This is a genomic window from Empedobacter sp. UBA5036, assembly GCF_002415215.1.
Lineage (GTDB): Bacteria > Bacteroidota > Bacteroidia > Flavobacteriales > Weeksellaceae > Empedobacter > Empedobacter falsenii_B.
In genome coordinates this window covers 1-14,240 of the sequence record NZ_DICC01000015.1, presented here as the reverse complement: position 1 = coordinate 14,240, position 14,240 = coordinate 1, and the positions used below count along the sequence as shown (strand labels likewise).

General features: G+C 31.2%; 12 protein-coding genes. 5 read left to right on the top strand and 7 right to left on the bottom strand.

Translation table 11 applies throughout. From position 1 onward, the window contains the following. Window positions 1–83 precede the first annotated feature (83 nt). The 5 genes from B4J88_RS01545 to B4J88_RS01525 all read right to left on the bottom strand — a co-directional run bounded on the left by B4J88_RS01545 (window position 84) and on the right by B4J88_RS01525 (window position 3,166). The gene (locus B4J88_RS01545) at window positions 84–839 is read right to left on the bottom strand and encodes a GLPGLI family protein (RefSeq protein ID WP_291047254.1); all 756 of its coding nucleotides are present in this window, start codon (window positions 837–839) and stop codon (window positions 84–86) included. Window positions 840–887: 48 nt separating this feature from the next. Beyond that, complete coding sequence (locus B4J88_RS01540; RefSeq protein WP_291047256.1) at window positions 888–1,130, bottom strand: hypothetical protein; 243 nt, start codon at window positions 1,128–1,130, stop codon at window positions 888–890. 173 nt (window positions 1,131–1,303) lie between these two features. After that, on the bottom strand, window positions 1,304–1,777 hold the full coding sequence (locus tag B4J88_RS01535; RefSeq protein WP_221854535.1) for a GNAT family N-acetyltransferase: 474 nt from the start codon (window positions 1,775–1,777) through the stop codon (window positions 1,304–1,306). An 80-nt stretch (window positions 1,778–1,857) separates the two neighbouring features. Further along, window positions 1,858–2,391: a hypothetical protein gene (locus B4J88_RS01530; RefSeq protein WP_038332722.1), complete on the bottom strand. Its 534-nt coding sequence runs from the start codon at window positions 2,389–2,391 to the stop codon at window positions 1,858–1,860. Between the two features lie 10 nt (window positions 2,392–2,401). After that, the gene (locus B4J88_RS01525; RefSeq protein ID WP_291066016.1) at window positions 2,402–3,166 is read right to left on the bottom strand and encodes an exodeoxyribonuclease III; all 765 of its coding nucleotides are present in this window, start codon (window positions 3,164–3,166) and stop codon (window positions 2,402–2,404) included. A 113-nt stretch (window positions 3,167–3,279) separates the two neighbouring features. Between B4J88_RS01525 and B4J88_RS01520 the strand changes: the two genes are divergently transcribed. Then, on the top strand, window positions 3,280–4,035 hold the full coding sequence (locus tag B4J88_RS01520; RefSeq protein WP_291066014.1) for a head GIN domain-containing protein: 756 nt from the start codon (window positions 3,280–3,282) through the stop codon (window positions 4,033–4,035). A gap of 95 nt (window positions 4,036–4,130) precedes the next feature. On the opposite strand, the gene B4J88_RS01515 is transcribed toward B4J88_RS01520, so the two are convergent. Then, on the bottom strand, window positions 4,131–5,525 hold the full coding sequence (locus B4J88_RS01515; protein WP_291066013.1) for an OmpP1/FadL family transporter: 1,395 nt from the start codon (window positions 5,523–5,525) through the stop codon (window positions 4,131–4,133). Window positions 5,526–5,546: 21 nt separating this feature from the next. Next, a complete protein-coding gene (locus B4J88_RS01510) occupies window positions 5,547–6,875 on the bottom strand; it encodes a hypothetical protein (RefSeq protein WP_291066011.1) in 1,329 nt (442 codons plus the stop codon). A 103-nt stretch (window positions 6,876–6,978) separates the two neighbouring features. On the opposite strand from B4J88_RS01510, the gene proS reads away from it, so the two are divergent. The 4 genes from proS (at window position 6,979) to B4J88_RS01490 (ending at window position 14,159) form a co-directional block, all read left to right on the top strand. Continuing rightward, window positions 6,979–8,457: a proline--tRNA ligase gene (gene proS, locus B4J88_RS01505; protein ID WP_291066008.1), complete on the top strand. Its 1,479-nt coding sequence runs from the start codon at window positions 6,979–6,981 to the stop codon at window positions 8,455–8,457. 274 nt (window positions 8,458–8,731) lie between these two features. Beyond that, the gene (locus tag B4J88_RS01500) at window positions 8,732–10,243 is read left to right on the top strand and encodes a T9SS type A sorting domain-containing protein (protein ID WP_260392383.1); all 1,512 of its coding nucleotides are present in this window, start codon (window positions 8,732–8,734) and stop codon (window positions 10,241–10,243) included. A gap of 2 nt (window positions 10,244–10,245) precedes the next feature. Further along, a complete protein-coding gene (locus B4J88_RS01495; RefSeq protein ID WP_114998100.1) occupies window positions 10,246–13,515 on the top strand; it encodes a hypothetical protein in 3,270 nt (1,089 codons plus the stop codon). Window positions 13,516–13,526: 11 nt separating this feature from the next. After that, complete coding sequence (locus B4J88_RS01490) at window positions 13,527–14,159, top strand: DUF6443 domain-containing protein (RefSeq protein WP_291066005.1); 633 nt, start codon at window positions 13,527–13,529, stop codon at window positions 14,157–14,159. Window positions 14,160–14,240 lie beyond the last annotated feature (81 nt).

Sequence of the window (14,240 nt, the reverse complement as noted above, 5' to 3'; positions counted from 1 at the left end):
AGTTTTTGGTACAGTGTCGTTTTAATAACTCACCTTTATTATTTTATATTGCCTAATTGATCATTCCTATATTATAAATTTTTTTATTTTTCCCACTCAAATATTAATTCTATATCAACTCTTTCTCTTTTTGGAAATTTAAAGTTACTATCTATTTCTCTTAGTTTATTTTTAATTCTTTCTGGTGTTTCAAATTTCAATTTTGGATATTCTTCAATATTTTTAATTTCATATGAAGTATCTAATAAAGGGTTTTTAATATTACTAACTTCAATTTTTGTAGCGTTTTTTAAAAACCATGAGTATCTTTTTTTATCTTCTTCAATAGAAACAATAGCTCCAGGTAATCCATTAAACTTCCATGGACCAACAGAAATTGGAATATCTAATGTAAACCAAACAGTATAATTCCTACCTCTAAAAGAAGTAGTGGCTTTCCTAATATTCAAATTATTTTCTTTTTTTATTTCGTCCCATATCTTCCAATTCATTTTAGGGGTTTTTTCTTTAAATATGAACATTTCTACATCTATTTGTTCTTGTATTATTACAACAGAATCTTTTAAATTACTATATATCAAATCATTATCTAAAAAATTTTGATTTAACACAATGTTATTGGCATCTATCGAATTAGTATCTGTATTTTTTAATTTCTTTTCTACTGTATACAAACTTTCTTTTGTTTTTACATTGTATTCTAATGTTGTATTATATATAGTCGTTTTATTAAATATAGATATATAATTTCTAAACTCGTATTCTAATTTATAATTCTGACTATAAACAATATTTACACATAAAATATTCAATAACAATAAAATTAACTTCCTTTCCATAATTATTAAGTGTATAAAAAAAGCTATTAAATAATAGCCTTTTTTTATTTATTCTCCGCCTGCTAATCTATCTGCAACCTCTTGCAGATATTCTTCTGCTTTTCTTTTACATGCATCTTCTGTTATAGTCCATACTATTGTTTCTCCAGCAAGTGTTCCATCAGCATGGAATACTTTAATATTACACCATCCACCAAAAAATTCAGTTTTTAACTGTAGAGATGTTTGATTTGCTAAAACAGACGATGATCCAAAAATAGCAAAGATTCCTAATAATAATAATTTCTTCATTTTTTTTAGTTTAAACATTATTGTTAATTTATCTAAGATAGATATATAATTTATATATAACAATATTTTAAATACTTAATTTATTAAAATATGAAAAAGGAGTTTTTAACATTAAAATTGTAATTAAATAATATTCTATAACACCTTTTATGTTAAGTAAAAGGTGTTTTGTATTATAATTTAAAAATTAATTCGTTTTCTTCTGATTGTTGAAGTTTAGATTTTTGTAAAAGTTTCAACGTTTCGGGTTGATTTACATTTGCTTTTGCAGCAATTTTATCTAATTTCAATTCATTTTTTGCGTAATCAACAATTGCATTCAAAACTTCTGTTCCGTAACCTTTGTTCTGAAATTTGCGTTTCAGACGAATGTTGATAACTGCGCCGTATTTTGTTTGGCGCAAACCTCCCCAACCAACAAATCGTCCGCTTTTTTTCTCGTGAACACCCCAAAGACCAAAACCATATTCTTGGTAATGTTTCTCCATATTTTCGATAAAAAACTTCGCTTCGTCTTCAGATTTATACGGTTTTTCGTTGACGATTTTCATCAATTCTTTGTCAGAATTTAATTGAAATAATTCGAATGCATCAATCTCAAAAAACTCTCGTAAGACCAAACTTTTTGTTTCGCAAATAACTTTCATTAAAACTTTTTAGTTCTTGCAAAGTTACTTCGATTTAAAGAATAAAAAAAGTCTTACCAATTATGATAAGACTTTTATATTTACTTTTTTGTTGTTGTTTTTGGTTTTGCTGGAGTTGTTGTTTTAGGAGGCGTAGCTGTTGCTTCCGAAACCTTTTGGTTAATCTCTTGTGTTAAGATTTGTCTTTTTAGATTGAAGATTTCTGTATCTTTTTGATCAATCTTAGCATCTAAATCTTTTACTTTTTGAGTTAATTCTGCAACTTGCTTTTCTTTTTCGTTTAATTGAGTATAGAAAAGTTTTGATTTTTCTCCAGAACTATTCAATGCAGAATACAATTCTTGCAAATTAGTATCATGTTCTTTTTGAGCCATTCTAATCATAGCTTGCGCATTTGTCAAAGCTGTATCTTTGATGTATAATTCGCTTTTAGCTTTTGCTAAATCTTTTTCAAGAGTTTCGATTTTCAAATTAGCTAATGTCAAATCTTTAGATGTATTTGATTGATCGTCTAAAGCTCTGTAATAATTAGCTTCCAATTCTTGGTGTTGTTTCTGAGGAACGCAACTTGCAATTGCAAAAAGTGTTAAACAACAAAGTACAATTTTTTTCATTTATATAATCTTAAACGTCTAATTCTAATAAAACAGGACAATGATCTGAGTGCTTTGCATCTGGTAAAATCGTTGCACGCGTCATATTTTTTTCTAATGTATTACTCACCATATTGTAATCGATTCTCCAACCTTTGTTATTGTTGCGCGCATTTGCACGATAAGACCACCATGAGTAATGATGAGGTTCTTTTACAAAATAACGAAAAGAATCAATCATATTACATTCATCAAGAAAAGCAGTCATCCACTCTCTTTCGACAGGTAAAAAACCAGAAACTTTTGCATTACGAATAGGATCGTGAATATCAATTGCTTCGTGACAAATGTTATAATCGCCACAAATTACAATGTTCGGATGAGAGATTTTAAGTTCTTTGACATAATCTTTAAAATCTTCGCAAAATTGTAATTTAAAATCTAGTCGATCAATATTTGTTCCACTTGGCAAATACAAACTAATTACCGAAACATTGTCAAAATCAAGTCTTAAAACGCGACCTTCTCTGTCAATATAATCTATTCCAGTTCCTATTTGTACATGATTTGGTTTTATTTTAGAGAAAATAGCCACTCCGCTGTATCCTTTTTTCTCTGCTGCATGCCAATAAATGTGATAACCCAATTCCTCAAAAGGTTTTGTGTCCACTTGTTCTTGCATTGCTTTTGTTTCTTGGATACATAAAACATCTGGTTGTGCAGCTTCTAACCATTCAACCAAACCTTTCGTCATCGCAGCGCGAATTCCATTTACATTGTAACTGATGATTTTCATAGTTAGCGAAATTACTAAATATTTATGACGGATTGATTTAGAATGATAAATAAAGTGAATATTTTTTGTAACTTTTTAGAAGTTAATACGTCTTAATAATAAAAGACATCAATATGAAATACATTTTTCTTCCAATTTTAATATTCAGTTCGTTAGGATTTGCGAGCTGTTCGGTAGATTTAAATTCTAAATCGCCAGTTTCTAATTATTTAGACCGAGTAGAGGCAAGTAGTAATACAATTACAGAAATGCGTAAGATATCTTCTTTTGAAGGAATTGATGTAAGCAGTGCAATAAGTGTTACTGTTTCTGATGGTAATTATAATGGTGAAATTTCTGTTGAAGCGCCAGATAATATTATGAATAGAATCACGACTGAAGTGAAAAATGGTGTTTTGGTTATGAAAATTAATGGAACCGTAAACTTGAAAAATTCTTCTATTAAAATTAAATTCCCTCATCAAAAATTACGTTCATTTAATCTTTCTGGTGCAACAAATGTAACAGTTTTACCAACACAAAAAGTAGAAAAAATGGCGGTTGATTTATCAGGAGCAAGTAATTTGAAATTAGAGGTAGTTTCTAATTCTATTTCGGTTGATAATTCTGGTGCATCAAGTATGAAAATTTCTGGAAATGTACAGGATTTAAATATTTCGGTTTCGGGAGCTTCTTCATTTGTTGGAAAAGAATTGAAAGCTGCGAATGTAGTTGTTGATTGTTCAGGAGCAAGTTCTACAACAGTTTGGGCTGTGAACAGTTTGACTGCTGATAGTTCTGGAGCGAGTTCTGTTCGTTATGTAGACGAAAATGGTTTGAAAACTAAAGTGAGCACTTCTGGAATGTCTTCTATTAAAAGAATAAACTAATAGTTTTTGTTTAAAACTATATTACGTTAATATTTAGTACTACAAAAAAAATCGGATGAAATTCATCCGATTTTTTTAATATCTATTTTTTTTTATTAGAATTGCCAACCTAATGTCAATAAGAATAAATTGTTGTCTAATTTAACTTTTGGAGCATAAGTATTAGGTAAAGAAACAAATTCATTATTAGTATTAATATAATATGATCCTCCAATCAACTGTTGATATTTTTGCGTTTGATATTGATAAGCTGCATCTATATAGAATCCACCAAAATCATATCCTAAACCAAAACTTGCACGATTAATATCTCCTTGAAATGCTTTCGATAAAACAGCTGCATTTGTCACAACATTGTTTTCGTTCGCAATATCCATCGTAAAATCTTTGTAAGGAGAAGTTATATAATTATAACCCGCTCTTACTTTGAAACGATCTACACGGTATTCCGCACCAACTCTAACTTCACTTGAATTTTTTACAACATCATTGATGAAATTATTATCTCCATTAAAATATTGTGTAGGCTTTAGTTTCGTGTCATTGTTCATGTGGTACGTATAATCAGCACCAAGTGATAAATTTTTACCAACAACAAAACCTAAACTTCCTACAAGGCGACCGCCACGAGTCATATCGTAATCAGAAGAATACATATAATAAGAATCTACGGCAGTTTTATCGCTGTTAAAATTAGCTGAGTAAAAATCTTTAGAAATATTGTACCAAACTGGAGAATGATAAGCCGCACCTAAACGTACATTGTGATTCACTTTATAAATAGCACCTAAAGAGAAAGAAAATCCTTGCCCAATTTCATTATATGGAGCTCCATCTGCATTGTATACGTAGGTTTTTCCATTCTCGTCATCACGCTCTGCATATTGTTCGTAACCCGAATAGTTAGTTTCGTGGAAGTTTAATCCAAACCCCAAATAAATTTTGTCGTCATAACTTGTTCCTAAATTAACAGAGAATTTAGATTTGTATCCATCAATATCTTTAATGTAACCATTGAAAGTTCCATTTGGTTCAGAAAATTTAATACCTTCATTTGTTCCAATTGATGAATAATTGTCTAAACGCTGATTAAGATAAGCGACACCAACTGTGAAACGATTCCATTTTGAAGCTTCATTTGCAAAAACAAATGTTCCTCCAAATTGTTGGAAATCAAAATTACTTTCAGATTCTTTGGTATTTGTTCCGAAATTAGTTTTGTTGCTAAAAGTAGAAACACCAGCTGTTACTTGGACATCAGAGTTAATTGCTACTCCTAATCCAGCAGGGTTTTGCTCGACAGAAGTAATGTCACTTCCTAATGCACCAACAGCTCCACCAACACCAATATATTTAGCATTTCCGCTGTTAATATCTTGCGAATATAAATTTATAGCATTTGTAGAATACTGAGTTTCGTATCCTTTGTTCTGTTGTGCAAAAGCCAATGTACCAGCTAAGGTACAAAGGCTTAATAATATTTTTTTCATTTATATATGATCTAAATCTAGTTATCTTCTTCCACCACGAGAGCCTCCTCCTGTGCTACTTCCTCGAGAACCACCTCCCATGCTTCCGCTACTCATACTACTACCTCTACTTGGAGAAGGTGTAGAATATGATGGGCGAGAATTGTTCATGCTATTTGTTCTTTCATAGCTTCTCGTTGGTTGTTGGTATTGTTGAGCTTCGCGAGTCGGTCTTGTGTTGTAAGTAGGCTGTTGTGTTTGTGCCGGTCTTACTTCACGAGTTGGACGCGTGTTATTCATTTGCCCTTGATCAACAGAAGGTCTAACTTCTCTTGTAGGACGAGTTCCGTTAATTTGGCTTTGGTCTACACTTGGTCTTACTTCACGAGTTGGACGTGTATTATTCATTTGTCCTTGATTAACAGAAGGTCTAACCTCTCTTGTAGGACGAGTTCCGTTAATTTGACTTTGGTCTGTACCTGGTCTTACCTCGCGAGTTGGACGTGTTGTATTGTTAATTGTATTATCACGAGTTGGTCTTAAACCTGTAGAGATTTGGTTGTTTCTACCATTTAAGCTTCCAACAGGACGAGTAGAATTAATGGTGTTATTTAAACGACCACCATTTCTGTAACCTGGTTGAGAATAAATTCCTCTTGGACGATTGTATCCATATCCATAATAACCAGGATATCCGTAACCCCAACCGTTATTCCATCCGTAGTAACCTCCATAATATCCACCATAGTAAGGTCTGTTCCAACCCCAACCATAATATCCATTATACCATGGATCGTTCCATCCCCATCCGAATGAAATACCAAATCCGTTTCCGTACCATCCACCATACCAAGGATTGTAATATCCCCAACGATATGGATTATAGAAACCTCCCCATCCGTAATTGTACCAAGGATAGTTGTTCCAGATATTAATTTCTACACCATCATTACGTCCCCAGTCATAATTACTCGATCCGTTATAAGTTAATGTGTAGTCGTTGTTTCCAAAATAATTGTAACCACCTAAACCATATCCGTTAATTTTAACTTTGGTTGCTGATTTAGATTGAGTATTATCATTTGTGCTATCAACATCATCTTGGTAATAAAATTGTTCAGCACCATTTCCTTCTGCATCGAAGTATGGACTACCAATTTTTATTTCCCCTTTATTTTCTTGTTCTCCTTGCTCGTTACCATGTTGTAGTTGAGCTTGTTGATAGGTTTTATCTGTTTTCGGATTATAATAAACTCCGTCGCTTTCGTAACCACTTGGTTGATAAGTCGAACAAGATGAAATTCCTAATGCAGCCACAAGAATTAATGTAGTTGCAGAAATTTTATTAGAAATTTTATAAACTTTGTTCATAATTATAAATTTACATCGTTTGTAATAATTAAATTTGCATAAATTTATAGGCAATTTTAATGCCAAGTAAAGATACGAAACTTATCAACAAATATAAAAGATTATGGCAAAATTAACAACTCGTGCTGAGGATTATTCTAAGTGGTACAATGAGCTTGTTGTAAAAGCAAATTTAGCTGAGAATTCGAAGGTTAGAGGGTGTATGGTGATCAAACCATATGGCTATGCTATTTGGGAAAAACTACAAGCAGAATTAGACAAAAGATTTAAAGAAACAGGTCATCAAAATGCTTATTTCCCCTTATTTGTTCCTAAAAGTTTATTCGAAGCCGAAGAAAAAAATGCAGAAGGTTTTGCGAAAGAGTGTGCGGTTGTAACGCATTATCGATTGAAAAATGATCCTGATAATAAAGGAAAATTAATTGTAGATCCAGAAGCAAAATTAGAAGAAGAATTAATTGTTCGTCCAACTTCAGAAGCAATTATTTGGAGTACATACAAAGGTTGGATTCAGTCGTACCGCGATTTACCAATTCTGATTAATCAATGGGCAAATGTTGTTCGTTGGGAAATGCGTACGCGTTTGTTTTTGAGAACTGCCGAGTTTTTATGGCAAGAAGGGCATACAGCTCACGAAACAAAAGAAGAAGCAATTGCGGAAGCGCAACAAATGCAAGAAGTATATGCGGATGTTGTAGAGAATTTTATGGCAATTCCAGTTGTAAAGGGAAGAAAGTCAGATTCTGAGCGTTTTGCAGGTGCTGATGATACCTATACAATCGAAGCGTTGATGCAAGATGGTAAAGCTTTACAAGCGGGAACTTCTCACTTTTTAGGGCAAAACTTTGCAAAAGCTTTTGATGTTAAATTCGCAAGCAAAGAAGGAAAACAAGAATATGTTTGGGCAACTTCTTGGGGAGTTTCTACTCGTTTGATGGGTGCATTAATTATGACGCATTCTGACGATTTAGGATTAGTTTTACCTCCAAAATTAGCACCAATTCAAGTTGTAGTTGTTCCAATTTATAAAACAGAAGAACAATTAGAAGAAATTCGTCAAGTGGTGGATAAATTTTCGTCTGAATTGAAAGCGAAAGGAATTTCGATCAAATTTGATGATGATGATAAAACTAAACCAGGTTGGAAATTTGCTGAATACGAATTGAAAGGTGTTCCTGTACGAATTGCAATTGGACCTAAAGATTTAGAAAAAGGTCATGTTGAGGTTGCTCGTCGTGATACTTTAGAAAAACAATTTATTGCGTTGGATAATGTATCAACTGAAGTAGAAAAATTATTAGAAGACATTCAAACTAATTTATTTCAAAAAGCGTCAGATTTTAGAGATACTCACACAACAGAGGCAACAACTTTTGAAGAATTCAAAGATATTATCGAAAATAAAGGTGGCTTTGTTTCTGCTCTCTGGGATGGTACAGAAGAAACAGAAGAAGCTATAAAAAATGAGACGAAAGCAACAATTCGTTGTATTCCTCAAGCTTTTGAAACGCCTACTGAAGGAGTAGATGTTTTCTCTGGAAAACCAGCAAAATACAGAGTTTTATATGCAAAAGCGTACTAAATTTTAAAATATATCAAAAAGGAAAAGGAGCTATTAATTAGCTCCTTTTTTATTTTGATGTTTTTTAGCGTGTAATTCTTTTAAACGTAATCACTATAGTAGGAAAATTATTTTTTGGATTTTTATTTTACGTAAAACCGTAATTTGGTTTTAGATAATTGTTGGAGATTTGTAAAATTGAAAATATAAATTACATTATTGATATAGAATAGTTTTTGTTATAATGTCAATAAAGTAAAAAAGATTAATTTTGTAAAAAAGTAAATATTGATATATGAGAAAAACTCTACTGTCGGTATTCTGTTTATTTTCTATGTATGGACTATCAGCACAACAGAATGTATTATGGGAAAAGTCTATAGGAGGAGAACAAGCAGAATATCTTTATAATGCTATTTCTACACCTGATTATGGATTCTTGATTTTAGGTAGTTCTGCTTCTGATGCAACAGGAGATATCCAAAAGAAAAATCAAGGAAGTTTAGATTATTTCATTTGGAAAATGGATGAAAATGGGAAGCAAGAATGGCAAAATTCATTTGGAGGAAACGGTTCTGATTTCTTATATACGGCTAAGCCTACTGCTGATGGAGGGTATATCTTAGCAGGAGCTTCTACATCATCAAAATCAGGAGATAAAACATCCAATAATCAAGGAGCTGAAGATATTTGGGTGATAAAAATTGATGCACAGGGAAAATTACAATGGCAAAATTCATTTGGAGGAAATGGAAATGATATTCCAGTTGATGTGATTAGAACCAATGATGGTGGTTATTTAATTGCTTCAAATTCCAATTCTGTTTCATCTGAACTAAAGAAAAGTAAACATTTTGGAGGAAATGATTACTACATTATCAAGTTAAATGAAAAAGGAGAACTCCTTTGGGAAAATACCTTTGGAGGATTGTTTGATGATAAATTAAAATCAGTTATTGAGACTAAAAAAGGATTTTTGTTGGTTGGAAATTCTAATTCTCCAGTAAGTGGCAATAAAACCATTGATCATGAATTCAATTCAACTTGGATTGTCGAAATTAATCCAAAAGGAGAAATTATTTCGGAGAATAATTTAGGTTTAAATGCTGAAAACTTTTTGATTTCTTTTCAAGAACAAGAGAATAATTATTTGTTTGCGATTAATGAGAAAAATGGGGGTGGAATTCAGACAAAAGTTATTCAAACTGATTTGAATCTTCAACCACAAACAACAACCGAAATAGAAGAACAAAAAGATTTATCCATCACAGAAATTCAATCGATAAATGATACATTTATTTTAACAGCCAATCAAATCTCAACCTTACAACAAAAAACGACAACTTCTTCTATTGAAAGTTATTACATCACAAAGTCATTTGATGAAAATGGAACAGAAAAATGGTCTAAAACTTTTGGAGAAAAAGGATTTAATTATCTTGAAAAAGCAATCACCACTCGTGATGGTTCACTTATTTTATTTGGAAATTCTACACAGCAAGCAAAAGGAAGTAAAGGTCAATCTGATTTTTATTTAGTGAAATTAGGAAAAGATACAGATGATATCAAACGTGTATTTATAGAAGCTTATCCAAATCCAACACAAGATGTGGTAAATGTTTTAATCAATAAAGACTTCAAAAAAGCAAGTGTTGAAGTGTACAATTTAACAGGTCAACATTTACAAACCAAAGAAGTGAAATATCGCTCTACTCCAATTTCTTTAGGAAACTATCCTAGTGGAGTTTATATCCTAAAAATCAACCACGATAACCAAACTGAATCTATTAAAATTATTAAAAAGTAATTATGAAGAAAAATATAGTGCTACTTGCTTTGTTCGTTGTAGGAAATGTTTTTGGGCAAAATTTAGATTACGTTCCGCAAATTGCTCCACCAAGTCCTGAGGCTTATAAATTATCTCGTTATGGGGATATTCAATTACAAGGAAATACTGGAGCATTTTCACATTCAATTCCTATTTATGATATTAATTTTCATGGAATAAATCTTCCAATTACCCTTTCATATTCAAGTAATGGAGTTCTTGTTGATGAACTTTCTGGTTTCACAGGTACAAGTTGGACTTTGAATGCTGGTGGCGTTATTTCTAGAACTGTTAGAGGTGTTGCGGATGAAAAAGCGCAAGAAAGATGGTATCCAGACTCTATTGAACCATTAAATACAAATGCTTCAAAAATAAAATCATATGCAGATAAAGATAATGTAACTAGAGATTCTCAACAAGATTGGTTTTTTGTAAATATTGGAAATATTTCAACGAGTTTTTTCTTTGATGAAAATCTTAATATATTAAAATCAAATGATGATGATGTTAAAATTGAATATTCTAGAAAAACGACAACAACATTTGGATCTGTTCTAGAATTTAAAATAACAGATAAAAATGGAATTACGTATATTCTTGGAGGAAGTGAAGATTATGTAGAAAGTAATACAATGTCACAAGATTGTGTAGTAGGTCCTAAAACAACTTACTACTCTGCTTGGTATTTAAAAGAGCTTATTACTCCAAATAACCAAAAGATGTTCTTTATTTATAATTCATATCAGCAGTCTTTTATTTCTTCAGCGAATTATAATGAAACATATATTGCTTCCTGTCCTAATGATTTTTCTATGGCAGGATTTAATTTAATATTTGATAGAAACTCTTCATCTTGTAGAAGTATAAATCAAACAACTTCAAAAGCTTTATCTTCAATTGTTTTTGGAGATAATAAAGTTGTTTTTGATTATAGAACCGATAGAAAGGATGAAGGAAGTTTATTATTAAGTAATATATCTGTTTATAATAAAACACAGTTAATAAAGCGAGAGGAACTTATTTATAATGAAATTTATAATAATCAAAAAGTTCAAGACTCTAGACTTTCTTTAAATCCTTCTATCCACTATCGTTATTTTTTAAAAGAAATTAACAATTATGATAGTTCTAATATTTTTCAACATAAACATTCTTTCGATTATTATAACTTAGCTAGTCTTCCACCAAGATTATCATGGAATAAAGATATTTATGGTTATTACAATGGAAAATCTAATTACTCAGCATTTGATAAGGGTTTAATTGTTAATCCTGAAACAGTATTTATTACAAGAAATCAAGCATCAAATTTTACAGCTGATCTCAGCGTTAACCCAACTACCGCTTACTATGGCATGTTAAAAAGAATTACATATCCAACAAAAGGATATTCTAATATTGAATATGAAAGTAATTCAAGCAATGTAAATGGAATGAGAGAAATATTTGATTCTAGCTATTTAGAAGCAAATAAAGATGCTTGCGGTGGTAGTAGTACTCCTGAAAAATCATTTGAATTCACTAGTAATGGACAATCTATTCATTTTACATCAAGTTATTCTGCAAGTAAATGTCCTGGTAGAGAAAATGATGTTATTGATTTTCATGATGTTTATAGTGTGAGTATATACAATATAACAAATGGACAGAATACATTAATTTTCACAGGAAAAGGACGATATGATAAAATTATAAAAACTGTGGGGGAAAATCAACCTACAAATGAAATAAATTTCAGTCCAATTAAAACAGTTAATAATAATAAATATAGAGTTACTATTGAAGCTGATACAAGATTAGATCGTGTTGAGTTATATGTTAACTTTAAGTATAATAAGAGGTATGAACCATATATTTATGAAGAATTTTATGGAGGTGTAAGAGTAAAATCAACAAATGATTTTGATGGTGTAAATAGCACTAGTAAAAAAGATTATTTTTATAATACTTTTGTTGAACGAAATACTGGTTTTACGACAATAAAGGATATTAACCCACCAAAACTATATGACAAATCAGCTATTACAATTACTTGCTCTATTAATGGTAGTGTCCCAGGACCTATAGATAATGCCATTAAATTAAGCGTTAATAATTCTTCCATAAATCAACTTTACAATACAAGATCTCAATCTGTTGGATATGGAATCATTACTTCTATTTCAAATTTAAATAATCAAAATAATGGATACAAAGAAGATTATTTTCACATCTCCTCTGATAATGATAGTGATAACTACCAAGGAGCTAAAATATATGGAGTTCCTAGTTCAAATAATTCTGAAGGATATTCTAGTGCATTGTTAAAATCTAAAAAATTTAATTCCAATAATATTTTGTTAACTGAAACTGAAAATTTTTATAATTCCATAAAGGATAATAATGTTATAACAAACTGGGTTTTTAAAAAAGATTATGAATATCAATTCCCTGTTATGGATACATGGTTATATAATTATTCTATAGAACGCTATCAAAATTTTAGCCGCACAGTAAAACCTACCAAAACTATCACCAAAGACTATCTCACAGGAGGAGTTATTACCACCGAGACTAACTATGTTTATGGCGGAGCAAAACATAATCAATTAACAGAAGAGAGTACAACTAATTCTAAAGGAGAACTTGTAAAGAAAACATATAAATACGTACCTGATTATAATGCTGCTTCTACGACTATTTTAGGTAAAATGGAGGCTAAGAATATAATTACTCCAATCGAAACAAAAGTTTTTAATGGTTCAACTCAAATCTCTGAACAAAAAACAGATTATTATGAACCTTATACAGGTGTATTTCTTCCTCAATATGTTTACGCTAAAAAAGGAGCTACAACAACAGCTGCAGACCGCAAAATAACATATAACAGTTATGACAACCAAGGTAACCTAACACAATACACTTTAGAAAATGGACTTCCAGTTTCGATTATTTGGGGATATAGTGGACAATATCCAATTGCTAAAATAGAAGGCGTTGCTTTATCTCAAATTAATGCTGCAACGATCACAACGTTAAATACCAAAACAACAGATGCTGAATTATTAACTGCTTTAACAAGTCTTCGTACAGCACATAAGGATGCTATGGTAACAGGGTATTTGTATAAGCCATTAGTTGGAGTGACTCAAATTATACAACCAAATGGAGTAGCTGAAAAGTATAATTATGATGCTTCAAATCGTTTACAATCTATCGTAAATGATAAAGGTGAAACGCTTAAAACCTTTGAATACAAATACAAACCTTAAGCTAGAACTAGATGAAACACTTTTATAAAAAAATTATGTATAGTACGCTTCTAACTTTAGGAAGCAACTATACGATATATGCACAATCCGATACAGAAAATTACATTAAAACCACAGAATGTTTAAAAGCAGATTGTACAGAGAAAAAGGAAACCGTTGTTTATTATGATGGATTAGGGCGTGAAAAACAAATTCTACAAGTAGGCGCTTCTCCATTAGGAAAAACGATTGTAACACCTATCGAATACGACGGATTCGGAAGACAGGCACGGGAATATTTGCCATTTCCTATTTCAAATTCTAGTAATCAGATAGATACAATTTCAACGGGAACGACATTTTATTCAACTTTAACAGGTGATACAACTCCATTCTCTGAAAAAACATTTGAAAATTCACCACTGAACCGCGTATTGGCACAAGCAGCTCCCGGAAAATCATGGGCAACCGGAAGCGGACATGAGATTAAATTTAGTTATCAAGCCAATAAATCAAGTGATGAAGTCATTATTTTTGAGGTAAAGACAACTTATAATGCCACTACAAAAATATATGACATAGAATTAACGAGGCGACTTTCTCCGGTATATTATGCAAATGGGACATTGTATAAAACGGTGACGACTGATTGTAATATTCCCTAAAAGACGGAACGTTTAAAAATATAGTTTATTAACTTAGGGATGATTATGAAACAAAGCAATTTTACAGAAGTTCAGATCGTC